Below are 16,744 nucleotides of genomic sequence, written 5' to 3'. Positions count from 1 at the left end.
GCCCCGGCATAACGCTTTACCAGGAAAGCGATTTGATCGGGGCCGGTTCTTTCATGACGATAAAACCGTAATCGCCCAGGAGGTAAATCCGGTAATACGGGCTCTCCACCAGCGGCGAGAAATGCTGATACCCCACCCGCGTCGCATTGCGCCGCTCCCGCTCCGCGACTACGTTGGAAATGCCCACCTTGGGCAGGTTTTCCGCCAGCATGTAAAAGTCGATGTTCAGCAGATAGTGCAACACCGGCATCTGCTTGAATGAGCCGGCGGCCCCCAGTAACCAGTGATCTGAATAGGTCACCGACATGTAAATGCGCTTGGCCTCGCGCAAGGCAGGATGGCTGCTGATATCGCGCTCAAGGCTGTACAGCGCGCTGGTGGCGAAGGTCTTCTGCATCGTCAGCACCCGGCCATAGGCAAACGACAGCGAGAGCATTGCCAGCAGCGGCACCAGCAACATTAGCGGCAATCGCTCATGCAAGGACGCCAGCGCCAGATGGCTCAGGTAGAACAGCAGCACCAGCAACACCGCAAACCCCATCAGGATTCTGGCACCTTCGTTGAAGTCGCGAAAGATCAGTGCCACACCCGATACCAGCAGCATCACCATCGGCACTGTCAGCACACACAGCAAGCCGATCAACACTCGCTTCGGCCCGCTCTCCTGGCGTCGGGCGACGTTCCTCCCCAGGTGAACCGCCCCCGCAATGGCACACAGCAATAACCCGGCGAACACCCAGGCAAATCCACCATGGAACAGCAGCACGACTTTTTCCAGCACCCGGCCAATGTTGACGTCGATTTGCAGCAAGGGTTGCGCCGACCAGTTGAGCAATAAGGTGCGGTTGTTCCCCATGAACGGATAGGCCGTAACGCCATAAATCAGCCAGCCCAGCGCCACCTGGGCAAACTTCCAGCCAATCAGGGCGCCCCACTGCGGCCAAGGCATTTTGTCGTCCACAGCCCTGAGCAGCTCAAGACAACAAAGCCCGAGAAACACGTTCAGACTGATCTGATACAGCCCCAGCGCCAGCGCAATCAGCAACGAAGGCACCAGCCATTGCACGTTGCGCGAAGGGTGGCGAAAGGTGATGGCGTAGATCACCGCCACCAGGCTCAAGGCCATGGGCGCGCCGTCGTATTGGTAGGACAGGTTTTGCAGAAAAAACGGGTTGTACCAGAGTGGCAACAGCACCAGGCAGCACGCGACGGTTGGCTGGCGATAGTAATGAAACGTCAGGCTGGTCAATGCCGAGGACATGGCCAGGGTGGCGATCAACAACGGCAATGGAAAGATATTCGGCGCGCCATTGCTGAAGGTCAGTGCGTTATAGAACAGCTCGGCAAACACTCGCCCCTGCTCTGTCCAGGCCATGCCGGCCGAAAGCGAGCGCCAGTTATCATCAATGTAGGGATAGTCCGCGAGGATCAGCGGCACGACATATACAAAGGTCGCGAGCAGAAAAAACAGCCAGACCTGGCGTCTGCCGAGCTCCTTGACGAAAAAATCGCTGAACCTGCCCATGCTACGGCCCGCGCTGCGCTTTGCCGCCGACGATGTCTTTGACCACATACCGGGGCCGATGCTTGGCCTCGATGTAGATCCGTCCGATGTACTCGCCCAGGATGCCGATACCGATCAATTGCACGCCACCGAGAAAGAGAATGGCGGTCATCAACGAGGGATAGCCGGGCACGTTGTTGCCGTTGAAAATCTTGTCCAGCACCATGTACACCGCATACAGCACGGCGAAGATCGATATCCCGCCACCGATATACGTCCACAAGCGCAAGGGCACGGTGCTGAACGACGTCACGCCCTCCAGCGCCAGGTTCCACAGTTTCCAGCCGTTGAACTTGCTGTTCCCCGCCACACGCGGCGCTCGCTCGTACTCCACCACCACGGTGTTGAACCCGGCCCAGGACAGCACGCCTTTCATGAACAATTGATGCTCCGGCAGGGTGCGGATCACGTTGACCACCTTGCGGTCCATGAGGCGGAAATCCCCGACGTTCTCTTCGATCGGGGTGTACGAAATCCGATTCAACAGATGGTAGAACAACGACGCACTGCGCCGTTTCAGATAGCTGTCGGAATTGCGGTCCCGGCGTTTCGCCAGCACTACGTCTGCGCCTTTGAGCCATTGCTCGATCAGCAACGGGATCACGTTGATCGGGTCCTGCAGGTCGACATCCATCGGGATCACCGCGTCGCCGGTGGCGTATTCCAGCCCGGCGAACAGCGCCGGCTCCTTGCCGAAGTTGCGGGAGAAATTGACCAACATGACCTGATCGTCCGCCTGCGCCAGCGCTGTGGCACGTTCGGCCGTGCCATCCGTGCTGCCGTCATTGATGAAGACGATTTCCACCTCGGCATCGTCAAGCTTCAACTCGCGTCGCACGGCACCATAGAACAGCTCGATCGCCTGTTCTTCGTTGAACACCGGAACGATGAGCGAGATCTTCATGCATTGCGCCCGCGAAACACCACGTACTTGGAAAACAGGAAGCCCAACACCAGACTCAACGCCGAAAACAGCGCCACGGTCAGCAAGCCGTGCAACCGCCACAGGTCACCGGCATGGCCGACGCCATAACTCAACGCCCCCATCGCGGCCATGAACAGCAGATAGCCGCCGACCGATACCTTTCTGTCGAAGGTATAAAGCGCATTCATGTAGAAGGAAAACGAAGCGGCAACGCAGAAGGCCGCCAGATTGCTGGCAGCCTGACGCAGACCCGCTGCCACGCTCAGCAGGAAGAAAATCTGCCAATGAATGAGTGTGTTGGCGACCCCGATCACCGTGTAGCTGGAAAAGCCTTTCCACAAACGTCTCATGATGAAATCCCTGGCTGAGCACGCTGCACATTTCCTCAATCATTTGAGCCTGTCTACTGTCAGAAATCGCAGGTATGACGACCTTTCAGACCAGTGGTTAAACACCGCATCAACATCCCGAAATACCCCGACTTTGCAATTGCCGGTGAATCGGTCCACCCTGCGCGCCGCCAATGTGCGGCACGCAAGCTTTCGCGCGTTGGCGACTCCTTTGTTCAACACCCGTTTACGAGCCTGCCGTCATGACGCTAGCACGCGATCACCGGATCGACTTTTTTCGTGGTCTGGCACTGATCTTCATCTTTTGGGATCACGTGCCCCACAACCCTTTGGGCCAGATCACCCTGCGCAACTTCGGCTTCAGCGATGCCGCCGAAGTCTTCGTGTTCCTGGCAGGTTTCGCAGCCGTGCTGGCCTACGGCAAGATCCTCGCCCGCGATGGCTACCTGATCGCCTGCGTGAAGATCCTGCGGCGTGCGTGGGTGCTCTATGTGGTGCACATCTTCCTGTTGGCGATGCTGATGGGCATCGTGTTCTTCGCCAACAGCCACGTGGAAACCCGCGACCTGGTGGAGGAAATGGGCATGCACCACTTCATCAGCGACCCTCAGCAGGCGCTGATCGATGAACTGTTGCTGCGCTTCAAACCGAACCTGATGGACCCGCTGCCGCTGTACATCGTGCTGCTGGCCGGGTTGCCGCTGGTGCTGCCGATGCTGGTGCGCAAGGCCTGGGTGGTGGTGGCGATGTCGCTGGCGGTGTACCTGACGGTGCCGTTGTTTGGCTGGAACCTGGCTGCGATCAAGGACGGCGTGTGGTACTTCAACCCCGTCGCCTGGCAACTGTTGTTCGTGCTGGGCGGCGCCGCGGCGATTCATGCACAGCGCCCACGCGTGCCGGACACCCGGCCATTGCTGCGCCAACCGCTGTTCATGTCCGCGGCGCTGTACGTGGCCGTTGCCGGGGTGCTGACCCTCGCATGGCGCTGGCCACACATTCACGACGCGTTGATGCCGGCCAGTTTGGGCAATCTGTTGTACCCGATCAGCAAGACCAACCTGTCGCCCCCGCGCCTGCTGCACTTCCTGGCCCTGGCCTACGTCACGGCGAAAGTGCTGCCCGACACCGGCTGGACACAGAACTGGCTGGCGCAGCAAAGCTGTCGCATGGGGCGTTTCTCATTGGAGATTTTCTGCCTTGGCGTGCTGCTGGCGCCCTTGGCGGACATGCTCAACGCCATGACCGACGATGCTTTTGCCATGCAGATCTTCACGGCGCTGCTGGGCGCCGGGTTGATGGCGTTGCTGGGGGCGTGGCTGGAATTCAACAAGCGCTTGAATCGACCACTTCAAGCCGCACCCGCTTGATAGAAGTAAACCTTATGAAGTCTTGTGGCGAGCAAGCTCGCTCGCCACAACAGCTTTTTCAGCCTACGGGACCGAACGCACTGCACCCTGCGAGGCATTCGTCGGTTGCAGCTTGAACACATAGAACAGCACCGTCAGCAGAATCAGGAACGCCGGGCCTACATATAGCGCCACGCGGGTATCCGGGAAGTACGCCATCAAGCCGACCACCAGCACCAGAAATGCCAGCGCCAGATACGAGCTGACCGGGTATAGCCACATGCGGTATTTCAGGCCGGCACGCTCGCTGGCGCTTAGGCCTTTGCGGAACTTGAGCTGGGCCAGCAGGATCATCACCCAGGTCCAGATCGCGCCGAAGGTGGCAATCGCCGTCACCCAGACAAAGACTTTCTCGGGCACCAGGTAGTTGAGCAGCACGCCCAGCAACAAGGCACCGATCGACAGCAACAGTGCGCGACGCGGCACGCCGTTATTCGAGGTCTTGGCGAAACCTGCCGGGGCCTGGCCATTCTGAGCCAGGCTGTAGAGCATGCGCCCGGTACTGAAGATGCCGCCGTTGCACGACGACAGCGCGGCGGTGATCACCACGAAGTTGATGATGCCGGCGGCGGTCTTGATGCCCAGGCGCTCGAAGGTCATCACGAACGGACTGCCCTGGGTGCCGATTTCGTTCCACGGATAGATCGAGAGAATCACGAACAGCGCGCCGACGTAAAACAGCAGAATCCGCCAAAACACCGAGCCGATGGCATCGGGAATGGTCTTCTGCGGGTTCTTCGCTTCGCCGGCGGTCAGGCCGATCATCTCGACTCCGAGGTAGGCGAACATGACCATTTGCAGGGACATCAGAACGCCTTGCACACCATTGGGCATGAAGCCGCCATGGGTCCAGAGATTGGAAATGCCCAACGCCACACCGTCGTTGCCCAAGCCAAAGGCAATGATGCCGATACCACCGAACACCATGGCAATGATGGTGACGATCTTGATCAGGGCGAACCAGAATTCGAATTCACCGAAGGCCTTGACCGCAATCAGGTTGATCGTGCCCATGCTGATCAAGGCCGACAACGCCCAGATCCAGCGCGGTACATCGGGAAACCAGACGCCCATGTACACCGCCACAGCGGTGATCTCCGCGACACAGGTCACCAGCCACAGGAACCAGTAATTCCAGCCGGTGAGAAAGCCCGCCAGCGGGCCGAGATAGTCCTGGGCATAACGGCTGAACGAACCGGCAACCGGGTTGTGCACGGCCATCTCGCCGAGGGCGCGCATGATCACCAGGATCGCCAGACCGCCGATGATGTAGGACAGCATGATGGCCGGGCCAGCCATTTCAATGGCCTTGGCAGACCCCAGAAACAGACCGACGCCGATACAGGCACCGAGCGCCATCAGGCGGATATGCCGCTCGCCGAGTTCACGTTTGAGCGGACCGCCCTGAGCGGTCTCGCCATGGGGCAGGTGATTGCCAACGGGCATAGGGTGCAACCTCGTCTTGTTATTGGATATGACCACCGAGTGTTGAAGTACCGGCTGATAAGCCAGTGCTTCCCGTAACCGGCGCTGCTTCGTGGGCAGAACCGTCTGACAGGACGAAACCTGCGAGATCAGCGGGGTATGCAGTATAAAAAGCTGGAAGCAGAGATTTTCACTCTATAAATCACAAAAATCAGGCGTACATCACGATAAAACTGCGATTTACAGAGATAAATTGACTGAATTTTGTAGGATTTTTCGCTATTAAAGCGCCGCCGAGTATTGCACGGTATGGGTGCAGCGTCATTTCCAACCGAAGTGTCTAGCACAAGCCTTACAGCTTGCGCGGCCCCTGTGGCGAGGGAGCTTGCTCCCGCTGGGCTGCGAAGCGGCCCCAAATACGGCGATCGTGGATTGCCTGAAAGAACTGGTTGTATGGTATTGCGACTGCTGCGCAGTCGAACGGGAGCAAGCTCCCTCGCCACAACAATCTCCCTCACCACAGCAAACTCACTCGCCACAAATGCACCTGGAAGTTGAAACATCCCGGTCCAGAGGTCCTTCATGGCTCTCGGATTTTTCACTCAGAAATTGCAGCTACGTGTAGGCAGGTGGGTGGCTAGGGTTAAAGGGAACCAACTGCAAAGGGTCGCAAGGAATGCAGCCACAACCAAACTCACACTTACTGCGCCATGGGCGTTTCTCGCAAACAGGTCGGGCCTATCTCATCACAGCGGTCGTGCATCAGAGACAACCGATATTCAACGATTGGAAGGTAGGACGTTTGCTGGTTGCGGAACTCAAGCGCGCCCATGAGCATGGCTGGGTGAATTCGATTGCCTGGGTGATCATGCCAGACCACTTTCATTGGCTGGTACAACTGGAACAATGCACCTTGGCGCGACTCATGCAATCCATCAAGTCTCGCAGCACGCTGACCATCAACCGAAAACTGAACCGTGAAGGGGCCTTCTGGCAAACCGGCTATCACGACAGGGCCATTCGGGATGGCGAAGATCTCCTGCCGTTCGCTCGCTACATCGTTGCCAACCCTTTACGCGCAGGGCTTGTAGAAAAAATCGGTGATTACCCGCTCTGGGATGCCTGTTGGCTCTAGCTCCGACCTACTCTTGTATACATTACCTGTAGGGTAAAAGAGCTTGCTTGTGGCGAGGGAGCTTGCTCCCGCTGGGCTGCGAAGCGGCCCCAAATACGGCGATCGTGGATTGCCTGAAAGAACTGGTTGTCTGGTATTGCGACTGCTGCGCAGTCGAACGGGAGCAAGCTCCCTCGCCACAACACGCCCCCCACAGCAAATCTTCTGCCACAAGCTCAAAGTGGATCCACGATATTTGGAGGGTCACAATTTTTTCACCATTGCCATCCACCGTCTAAGCTTCAGACAAGTCCGATCAATCTGCGTGAATGGATCAGTCGACTATGGGCGCGTTATGGCAAACCGATTCGAGTAAAACTGTGGTCCCGACTGAACGAGTGGATGACGAAGCGCCTTTACCTGAAAAACCCCGCCGTTCCCGGCACGGCTGGAAGGCTTTCTGGTTGTTGATGCTGATTATTGCAATCGTGGTAGGCCTGGCGGCGTCCAAGGAGATGCGCACCTCGAGGTTTCAGGCCCGGGAGGTCAGCAAATTTGCCAAAACCCTGAGCTATGAGCTCAAACCCGGTCCCAGCGATGCGATTCATTATCCGGGGGCCGGCCCGTTCGATCTGCGCCTGGGCTATAGCTCCCTGGGCGAGTTCCTGCCGCGCCTGCTCAAGCGTGATTACGTCATTACCGCCCAGACCCGCTTTTCTCCGGCGCTGATGAACTACAGCGACAAGGGCTTGTTCGTGCCCTATTCGGAAAAAATCCAGGCCGGTTTGTCGATCACCGATTGCAAGGCGGCACCGCTGTACCAGTTCAACTACCCGCAACAGCTCTATTCCAGCTTCGAATCGATTCCGCCGGTGGTGGTCAACAGCTTGCTGTTTATCGAAAACCGTTTCCTGCTCGACCCGCGCCAGCCCCTGGCCAACCCGGCGGTGGACTGGCCGCGGTTCGGCATGGCGGCCTATACCCAGGTCGCCAAGATGCTGCACTTGCCCGGCCAGTCGGCGGGCGGCAGTACCCTGGCGACGCAATTGGAGAAGTACCGGCACTCGCCCGATGGCTTGACCGTGTCGGGCGGGGAGAAAATCCGCCAGATGATTTCCGCCAGCGTACGCGCCTATCAGGATGGGCCGGAAACGCTCAAGGTCCGGCAGAACGTGGTGCGCGATTACCTCAATAGCGTGCCCCTGTCGGCGGTACCCGGCCACGGTGAAGTACATGGCATGGCCGAAGGGTTGCGCGTGTGGTACGGCGCCGATTTCGCCAAGGCCAACGAAATCCTGGCCAGCGACGCGAAGGATCCGCAAAGCCTGGCGGAAAAAGGCCTGGCACTGCGCGAAATGCTTTCATTGATGATTGCCCAGCGCCGCCCTTCCCACTATTTGACCAAGGGCCGTGATGAACTGGCGGACCTTACCGACAGCCACATTCGCTTGCTGGCGCAGAACAATGTGATCGATGCACCTTTCGCCGCCGCGGCATTGGCCAGCAAGGTCACGTACCGCGACTGGGCGACCCAGCCGACCATTCAACCGATCGAAACCAACAAGGGCATCAGCGTGGCGCGCAGCCGGCTGGCCGGGTTGCTCAACCGTCCGCTGTATGACCTCGACCGCCTGGACCTCTCGGCCACCAGCACCCTGCAAGGCGATCTGCAAACCCAGGCAACCGCGTACCTGAAAAGACTCGCCGATCCGGAATATGCGAAAGAAATCGGCCTGATGGGCGAACGCCTTCTGACCCCCACCAGCACCACCCAGGTGCGCTACAGCTTCACCTTGTTCGAGTTGACCCCGGACGGCTCACGGGTGCGGGTGCAGACCGACAGCACCGATCAGCCATTCGACATCAACGAAGGCAGCAAACTGGAGTTGGGCTCCACCGCAAAAATGCGCGTGCTCACCACCTACCTGCAAATCATCTCCGAGCTGCACGACAAATATGCCGGGATGACCGTGCCGGAACTGAAAAAAGTCGAGGTGCCGGAGCAGGATCACCTGAGCCGCTGGGTGGTCGATTACCTGATTCAGAACAAGGACCGCAGCCTGTCGCCCATGCTCAGTGCCGCACTGGACCGCAAATACTCGGCCAGCCCCGGCGAGGCGTTTTTCACCGGTGGCGGGTTGCATGTGTTCCACAACTTCCGCAAGGAAGACAACGGCCGCATGCCGACCCTGCGCGATGCCATTCGGGAGTCGATCAACCTGCCGTTCATCCGCCTGATGCGCGACCTGGTGCGCTACACCACTTATTCCGGCCCCAACAGCAGCGCCGAACTGCTCAAGGACGACCGCGATCCCCGGCGTCAGGAGTACCTGGCCGAGTTCGCCGATCGCGAGGGCACGTCGTTCCTGCTGAAATTCTGGAAGAAGTACAAGAACAAGGACACCCAGGCACGGCTCGAGACCTTCCTCGACGCCATGCACCCGACGCCGATCCGCTTGGCCGCCGTGCACCGTTACCTGCTGCCCCAGGCCAGTCAGCAAAGCTTCAACAACTTCGTGCGCTCGCACCTCGCGGAGACCAAGCTCACCGAAAAACTCACCGACGAGCGCCTGCAGCGCCTTTATGAGTCCTATGGCCCCGGCACCTACGACTTGCCGGACCAGGGATTCATCGCCAAGGTGCACCCGCTGGACCTGTGGATGATGGGCTACTTGCTGACCCACCCGGATGCCACGTTCAAGGACATCGTCAAAGCCAGCCAGTTCGAACGCCAGGAAGTCTACAGCTGGCTGTTCAAGAGCCGGCACAAGGGCGCCCGCGACAACCGTATCCGCACCATGCTGGAAATCGAGGCGTTCCTCGACATTCACCAACGCTGGCAGAAAGTCGGCTACCCGTTCGACCACTTGGTGCCGTCGCTGGCGACCGCCATCGGCAGCTCCGGCGACCGCCCCGCCGCCCTCGCCGAGCTGATCGGCACCATTCTCAACGACGGCGTGCGCATGCCGACGCTGCGCATCGACAGCCTGCACTTCGCGGCGAATACGCCGTATGAAACCAAACTCATCAATGACCCGGATGTCGGCAAACGGGTCATGCCTTCCGAAGTCGCCGCGGCAATGCGCGAAGCCCTGTCACACGTGGTGGATGCCGGTACCGCGAAACGGGTGGCCGGCACATTCAAACTGCCCGATGGCACCCCGCTCGCCATGGGCGGCAAGACCGGTACGGGCGATAACCGGATTGAAGCGTTCGGCTCGGGCGGACGCATCCTGAGCTCGAAATCGATCAACCGCACGGCCACCTTTGTGTTCTACATCGGCGACACCCACTTCGGCACCCTCACCGCGTTCGTGCCGGGGCGTAGCGCCGAGAGCTTCACCTTTACCTCGGCATTGCCTGTGCAGGTGCTCAAGGGGATGGCGCCGATCCTCAACCCTTATCTGCAACCGGGTAGCCATACGCAGTGTCTACCGGTTGAAATGGTGCGGCGCTGACCGGCGCCGCCTTTCAGGGCTTGGGCTCTAGACCTCCGAATCCCAGACCACCGTGACGTTGCCCGAATAGGTCTTTGCGCCACCGGTCAGCATCTGTTCCACATGTTCCCGGTCGATATCGAAATGCAGGGTTCCGGGTTTTCGGTCGACGTAAAAACCGGGCTGGAACAGTTCGGTTCCACTGCCGTCACGCAACAAAGGTCGGCGATTGACCGCTTGTCCGGCGGCGTCCGTAAGACCATTGGGTAGACTGACACTGACGTTCAGTGGGACCTCATGACCTGACGTCGTGTCACGCACCAAACACGTATTGCCGCCGCCCGCGATCTCACATTCAAGGCCCATCTTGAACCGACTCGAAGATGAAATATTAAACGTCTGATCGCGAAACAGCCGTGTGGGTTTGCGCCCCTGGTTCAGCCAAGCTTGCCAGCCACCCTGAGGCAACAATTCCACTCGATTGCCTCCGGGTGGAATTTCAACTTTGAGTGCATGTTGCACGTCCAGCGTGAAGTTGAACGTGAAGAGATTGTCTGTCGGGATCATGACGTCGCCGAAATCAAAATCCCCTCCAGGTCCCATGGTGTAGTTGATACTGCCGGTGTATTGCCCGGTGGACATCGTCAAGGGTTTTGGAGTTTTGATTGCATAGGCGTATTCAAGGGTGTCATACCAAAATCTTGGAATGTCCATTCCCGGTTGCCGGCTACAGACTCCCGCATTTTCAGGAACGATCCAAAAGAACAAGGCAAAGCTAGTGCTTGCCGCGAGGTAATTAATGCCTGCACAAGGACTAGGCGCCTGGCGCCACTGATTGGACCAGGAAATGATGCCTGGCCTTTCCCAGGCGCTAACGCCAGGTGGCCGATCCAGGCCCCATCGGTGCCCGACGCCGGCAATGCGCACTTGCACCGTCTCTACTTCCCCGGTCTCGCGGTGAATGACGTCCACCTCCCGCCACTCGGAGGGCATCTTCCACATCGCACCCTGTCGGGGATCTTCATGATTAGCCAGAATAGGTCCGTTGGAGTTTGCAATGAATGGAGCACGAATCGTGAAAATACCCAAGGCCTTGCAAGTGGGTGTCGCAGGCGCATGCCAAGCGCAGATTCCGGTTTCTGGGGTTGTATTAACGAACTCGTTATTCAGCGGATTAGCCGGGTCCGGAGTGAACTTCGCGGTAATGTCCTGCACGAGAGCACTAGCACTTGTCGATAGCAACAACAGAGCGGAGGCACTGAACAAATGGAACAACCGATGTGTGAAGCTTTTTGAAGTATCCATGTATTGTCATTAAACCTATATGCGCCCAACGACGTTGACCAAAATCATCAAGGCGCAATGGCTTCAAAAATCATGTGCACGCTGCCGTAGTAATCGCCGGACTTATAACCATCCCCGGGTTTTACAGCAGCGATCTCCAGTCCTACGCGCTTCCCCGTCCGGCCATCCATTTCGGAGATGACTTCGTCAGGATCGAGAGTGAGTCTTTTGTTGTTGAATTTGACAATCAATGGAATATTGTCAGTGTCCCGGCCGTTGCTCAGGTACGGTTCAAAAAACAGGCGTGCAGAAATGGCACCATTTTCATTTTTGACATCAAACTGTTTACGCAAGGGGCTTAATTCGGACGTGACAGGATTCCAGTTCAGGCGTTGTTCCAGGTGAATCCAGTCGGGATCAGTCGGTATTACATGAAACGCGGCGGTGGGAATGGTGACCGAAACATCGAAGGTCTCGCTCACCCTGATTGCATATACGCTGGGACTGGCCAGCGTCAGCATCATCATTGAAGTTACAGTCGATATCGTTTTAAACATGTTATTCACCTGTCGCGTGCAGATCGAAGTCCGCCTCGAAGAGTACGTAAAACACTCTTCATCCCTTTATCTCGAATTTCTTGGTGGCGGAACCTTCAATCAGGGTGAATCGGTATTCGCGTCCAGCCTGTTTATCGAACTTGAAGGTGCGACCTGCCAGGATGTGATGCTTCGTGGTGGGTTGGCACTCGGCTTCGTTTTTCACCGAACAGTCCTTGAACTCGTCAATCACCACCACGCTATTGCCGTTGTTGCGAATCGCATACTGGCCCGGGACGTCATTGATCACGCTGTCGTAACGCGTTTCTTTAGGCCGCACGAAAAACACCGTACCGTACCCGGCCAATACGTTGACCCCGGCAGACAGGCCCTTTTTGTAGTCTTCCCGCTCCTCTGCGGACACCGCGAATTCATCTTCTTTCTCTGGAACCACCGGTACGAAACGCACGCGAAAATACCGCTCTCTTTCCCTCTCGCCCATGTACAACAGGCGTGTGCCCTGCATGCCGTTGGCCGGTACGATCAACCGGGCCGGGCTGGCCATCAGGCCGTCACGGGCGTTGGCGTCAGCCTGAGTGGAGAGCGGGATTTCCCGGGACGTCCCGTCGGCGTCGTAGACAATTTCAAGAATGTTGACCTTCACAAAAGCCGTACTGTCACCGCCATTGAATACCCGTTTCAAAAAAGTACTTTTGTCTCCATCCAGATAGTCGTAAACCACACCGACATTAATTTGCGGCCCACCCAGGCTGGTGTGAGAGAACACAGCAAAACACAAAAAAATCAGTAATCGTTTCATGAAAAAAACCTCAATAATTAAATACAACCGCACCCGGCCATCACACCAACATGGCGGCTTATACTTCAGAGTTCCAGATCACCGTGACATTACCCGAATAGGTCTTTTCGTCCCCTGTCAGCATGTTTTCGACATGCTCCCGGGTGATTTCGAAGTGCAAGGCTCCGGATTTTCGATCCACATAAAACCCGGGCTTGAACAGTTCGGTACCGATACCGTCCTGCAGCAACGGAAGACGAATGACCGGCTGACCCGCGGCATTCGTCAGGCCATTGGGTAATGTGACACTGATATTCAACGGCACTTCATGGCCCGACGTTGGCTCCCGCAGCGCGCAGGTATTACCGTTCGGGTTTTGGCATCCAAGCTCCATCTTGAAGCGACCCGATGACGAAATATTGAAGATTTGGTCGCGAAATAACCGAGTCGGTTTACGCCCCTGATTCAGCCAGGCCTGCCAGCCACCCTGGGGAAGCAGTTCGATTTTATTGCCACCGGGAGGTATTTCTACTTTCAGTTGATGCTGCACTTTCAAATTAAAGTTAATCGTGAACAACGTATCCGTGGGCATCATGATATCGCCCCAGTCAAAATCGGCGCCTGGGCCCACGGTGTAAGTGATAGCCCCGGTATAATCGCCGGTAGCCATACTTAAAGGTTTAGGTGTTCGGAGCTCATAGGTAAAACTTTGTTCTATGTACTCGAAATCAGGAATATTAAAGGCGGCCTGTTTCGCACAGACACCGACATTCTCGGGAAAGTGCCAATAGGATTGGTATCTATTAGCCCAGTTTTGCTGGGTATAGTTGCCCGTGCATGGCGGCGGCGAATACCGCCAGGAGCGGTTCGTCCACATCGTTTCATGCCCGCCTGGCCCACTAATATCTCCCGCGGGCACAGGGAATCGATGGTAAACGGAGAGTCCGGAGATTCTGACATCAAGCGATTCCTTTTCTCCCGTAGCGGTGTGGGTAACCTCTACAGTGCGCCAGTCCGTTGGAATCTTGAACATAGCGCCCTTACGCGGGTCAGTGTGATTCGCCTGAATAGTGGCATTCGCATTGGCATTAATGCCCATAGCGAGACTGAAAAACCCGTTAGAGGCGCAAACACCAGGAAAAGGGACGCAATACCCACTACTAGGCGTTGTATTTTTAAACTCATTTCTCATGGGGTTTGCAGGATCCGGATTGAACTCCGCAGTCACTGTCTTGCTAGCACCCCATGCCGACACGCTACCAACCGCACTCACTATCGCAGCCAGCGTTAAACGCCCAAATGCAATGAACAAGAATGTCTTTTTCATCTCACATCAACTCACTATAAGAGCACATCAACCCGCACTTTCATCCGTGTAATTTGCACCCGCCAACGTATCCGGCGTGCAGCGCAAATCCCCAATCATCAGCACATTGTTTTCACTACGCGCATTGGCGGTATCAAGTCGGAATTGACACAACAGCTGATTACCCTGACGCACTTCCAAAGTGGGTGAGCTGGCCTTCATTTCCATCGAGAAGAACCCGTCGACTTCGCTCACGCCTCGGCTGGCGTGATTGATGACGTGGTGGCCCTTGAGTGGCTTGCCCTGGGGGTCGACCAAGCGGCCAAGAACGGTCAGGGTTTTGCTGACGGTGATCTTGCGGTAGTCCACGCCGCCCTTGTTCAGGTGATAACGGGTGCGTGGCGGCTGGATGCTGGCGGCCGGTGGGTGGTTGCCTTCGAAGTCGAAGCTCACCGAGCTGTTCTTGTAGGCGGTGATTGGAATGAAGTTGCGTCCCGGCCGCAGGCTGGCGCTACCGCCGCTGAGGTCGTCGGCGCGCAGGGCGATGTCATCGATGTCGGACTCGACATCGACAATCATTCCGGCGCCAGACCCGTGATGCTGGCTGGTCATGACGATTCGCTCGCCGCCCACGGCTACGGTGCTGTCGAAGTTCAAACCACCGGTGAGGTTGTCATTGAATGAGGAACGCTGGACGAAGGCATCGCCATTGATGGCGTCGTTGCGGAAATTCGCGGTTCCGGACAGGCCGACGCCGTACGTATCGGTAATCGCCGTGGCCGATACGTTTTGCAGTACATGGTCCTGCAAATCCTTGCGGTAAGTCAGCGAGGCATTGTTGTCGCGGCCACCGTCTCGGGAGGTGCGTGTACCGATGCTGCCGGACCACTGCTCACCCGGCCCGCCGAGTGCCAGGCTGACGCTCAGATCGATGCCGCGATTGCGCTGGTCGCCGCTGCTGAAACTACCGGGCCGGTCGAACACCGAAAAACGCCAGTTGGCATCGCTGCCGAACAGATTGCCGCGCTGGGTCCAGCCCAGGTCGACACCTACGCCTTCAGTATTGCCATCGCTGTGGGACACCCGCCCATTGATCGAGCTTCTGCTGCTGACCCGATGATTGACCGACAACGACGAAGTGCTGGTCTGACCGATGAAGACGTTGCGCTGACGCACCCGCGTGCCATCGGGCAGGGTTTCATAGGTGTTGGTGGTGTCCAGCCAACTGCGGCTATGGGTGGCAAACACGCTGCCGGCGCCATAGTTGTACATCGCTTGCAGGTCCATGCCGGTGCCGTGGTCTTCGGTCTCATAGACGTTGGCGAACAGGCTGGTGTTGTTGGCCAGGGTCCAGTCGACCGACGTGCCGTATTGCATCTTGTCCCGCACCTGGCGCCCCGATACGCCGAGAATCACCCGAGGGTGCAGCAGGAAGTTGACGGCAGCGCCCGCGGTGATGTCGCCGTAGGCTTGCTCGTCCCAGTTGCTGAGCAGCTTGCTTTCCTGCCCGGCGAAGAGGTTGTAGCGCCAGCGGCTGTCCTGGTTGCGCCAGTTGGTGGGTTTGTACACCAGCTCCTGGGTGGTGGAGGTGATCTGACCGTCTTCGATCAGGCGCACTTCCACTTCGTAGATCCCGCCCGGCAAGGGGCGCGTATCGAGCGTTTGCAGGCCGGCATCCACCGGTTGGGTATTGATCAGCAAGCCGTTGCGAAAGATCTCCACCGACGCCTGACGGTTGGCGGTGACGTAGATCGGGTAAACGCTGGGTTTGGGGCTGTTGATGGCGAGGCTGTCGGAACTGCCGTACATCAGGCCCGCCGCCGTGTCGGGGCTGGCGCCGAACGAGCGCGGCTGACGGCTCAAGCCTTCGGAGTTGGGGGTGAAATAGCCCAGGCGCAGGAAGCTGCCTTCGAGTTCGCGCTGGGTGTAAAGCTCGTGCACCGCGTGGTAGAGCTTGTCGTCAGGGCCGCCCAAACGGGCCAATTGCATATTCGCGCTCTGGGTCCAGTTGCCCAGGCTGCTGCTGGCTTCCAGGCCGTAACGGCCACCGAGGTCCTGCTCCTGGCCACCGTTGAGGTTCAACTGGTTGCGTACGATCAAGCCGCTGCTGCCGCCCTCGGGCAGGTCGTAATACCGCTTGGCATCGGTGTTGCGTTCGGCGTTTTCGGTGGCAATCGATACCAGGGAATTCTGCAAGTTGTAATGCACGGCCAGCATCTGTTCCGGGCAACTGCCCTGGCAGGCGCCTAAAGCCACGCCCTTTTTTAAATAAGTGGCCCAGGTTTCACGTTCGCTGGCAGAAATATTACTGTCGCCAACATCCGAAAATTCGAGCAGGGTGATTCGATCATCGCGGGATAACACGATCATCGCCTCACCTAAAAGTTGTTGGTCAAGTTCCACCCGAACAGCCAATGGCACATCGAAGAAGTGCTCTTCGAAGTCCGCCGGCAAACCTTTTGCCTGAGCGAGCAAACTTCGGGGGGTCGTGCCGTTGTTAGTGGGCGCTGCTAATGCACCTGCGCAGAAAAAAAGTGCGAGCGCTGCCGCGATGGGAGTCATCGGGAACATGAACGGGATACTCTGTGTTTGAACGAT

General features: G+C 57.6%; 12 protein-coding genes. 3 read left to right on the top strand and 9 right to left on the bottom strand.

The annotated features are described in order from the left end of the window. Nucleotides 1-16: 16 nt before the first annotated feature. Genes LAB08_RS04960 through LAB08_RS04950 form a run of 3 tightly spaced genes read right to left on the bottom strand, consistent with a single transcriptional unit; the run spans nucleotide 17 to nucleotide 2,839 of the window. Complete coding sequence (locus LAB08_RS04960; protein WP_096513256.1) at nucleotides 17-1,525, bottom strand: glucosyltransferase domain-containing protein; 1,509 nt, start codon at nucleotides 1,523-1,525, stop codon at nucleotides 17-19. A 1-nt stretch (nucleotide 1,526) separates the two neighbouring features. Further along, complete coding sequence (locus LAB08_RS04955; protein ID WP_096513257.1) at nucleotides 1,527-2,468, bottom strand: glycosyltransferase family 2 protein; 942 nt, start codon at nucleotides 2,466-2,468, stop codon at nucleotides 1,527-1,529. Next, entirely contained in the window at nucleotides 2,465-2,839 is a 375-nt protein-coding gene (locus LAB08_RS04950; RefSeq protein WP_096513258.1) for a GtrA family protein, read from the bottom strand. Before LAB08_RS04950 ends, LAB08_RS04955 begins: the two co-directional genes overlap by 4 nt. A gap of 242 nt (nucleotides 2,840-3,081) precedes the next feature. On the opposite strand from LAB08_RS04950, the gene LAB08_RS04945 reads away from it, so the two are divergent. After that, complete coding sequence (locus LAB08_RS04945) at nucleotides 3,082-4,206, top strand: OpgC family protein (protein WP_096513259.1); 1,125 nt, start codon at nucleotides 3,082-3,084, stop codon at nucleotides 4,204-4,206. A gap of 63 nt (nucleotides 4,207-4,269) precedes the next feature. On the opposite strand, the gene LAB08_RS04940 is transcribed toward LAB08_RS04945, so the two are convergent. After that, complete coding sequence (locus LAB08_RS04940) at nucleotides 4,270-5,691, bottom strand: amino acid permease (protein ID WP_096513260.1); 1,422 nt, start codon at nucleotides 5,689-5,691, stop codon at nucleotides 4,270-4,272. A gap of 655 nt (nucleotides 5,692-6,346) precedes the next feature. On the opposite strand from LAB08_RS04940, the gene LAB08_RS04935 reads away from it, so the two are divergent. Continuing rightward, the gene (locus LAB08_RS04935; RefSeq protein ID WP_096513261.1) at nucleotides 6,347-6,805 is read left to right on the top strand and encodes an REP-associated tyrosine transposase; all 459 of its coding nucleotides are present in this window, start codon (nucleotides 6,347-6,349) and stop codon (nucleotides 6,803-6,805) included. A gap of 323 nt (nucleotides 6,806-7,128) precedes the next feature. Continuing rightward, nucleotides 7,129-10,242 carry a transglycosylase domain-containing protein gene (locus LAB08_RS04930; RefSeq protein ID WP_096513262.1) on the top strand — a complete coding sequence of 1,038 codons (3,114 nt, stop codon included), beginning with the start codon at nucleotides 7,129-7,131 and terminating at the stop codon, nucleotides 10,240-10,242. Between the two features lie 27 nt (nucleotides 10,243-10,269). On the opposite strand, the gene LAB08_RS04925 is transcribed toward LAB08_RS04930, so the two are convergent. The 5 genes from LAB08_RS04925 to LAB08_RS04905 are packed head-to-tail and all read right to left on the bottom strand — an operon-like array spanning nucleotide 10,270 to nucleotide 16,717. After that, complete coding sequence (locus LAB08_RS04925; RefSeq protein ID WP_096513263.1) at nucleotides 10,270-11,526, bottom strand: hypothetical protein; 1,257 nt, start codon at nucleotides 11,524-11,526, stop codon at nucleotides 10,270-10,272. Nucleotides 11,527-11,573: 47 nt separating this feature from the next. After that, nucleotides 11,574-12,062 (bottom strand): CS1 type fimbrial major subunit, encoded by a 489-nt coding sequence (locus tag LAB08_RS04920; RefSeq protein ID WP_096513264.1) that lies wholly within the window; start codon nucleotides 12,060-12,062, stop codon nucleotides 11,574-11,576. A gap of 58 nt (nucleotides 12,063-12,120) precedes the next feature. After that, the gene (locus LAB08_RS04915) at nucleotides 12,121-12,861 is read right to left on the bottom strand and encodes a pilus assembly protein (RefSeq protein WP_096513265.1); all 741 of its coding nucleotides are present in this window, start codon (nucleotides 12,859-12,861) and stop codon (nucleotides 12,121-12,123) included. A gap of 58 nt (nucleotides 12,862-12,919) precedes the next feature. Further along, the gene (locus LAB08_RS04910) at nucleotides 12,920-14,167 is read right to left on the bottom strand and encodes a hypothetical protein (RefSeq protein WP_096513266.1); all 1,248 of its coding nucleotides are present in this window, start codon (nucleotides 14,165-14,167) and stop codon (nucleotides 12,920-12,922) included. Nucleotides 14,168-14,194: 27 nt separating this feature from the next. Next, the gene (locus LAB08_RS04905; protein WP_096513267.1) at nucleotides 14,195-16,717 is read right to left on the bottom strand and encodes a TcfC E-set like domain-containing protein; all 2,523 of its coding nucleotides are present in this window, start codon (nucleotides 16,715-16,717) and stop codon (nucleotides 14,195-14,197) included. Nucleotides 16,718-16,744: the final 27 nt, after the last annotated feature.

The organism is Pseudomonas izuensis, assembly GCF_002356535.2.
GTDB lineage: Bacteria > Pseudomonadota > Gammaproteobacteria > Pseudomonadales > Pseudomonadaceae > Aquipseudomonas > Aquipseudomonas izuensis.
This window is presented reverse-complemented; position numbering and strand designations above follow the sequence as displayed.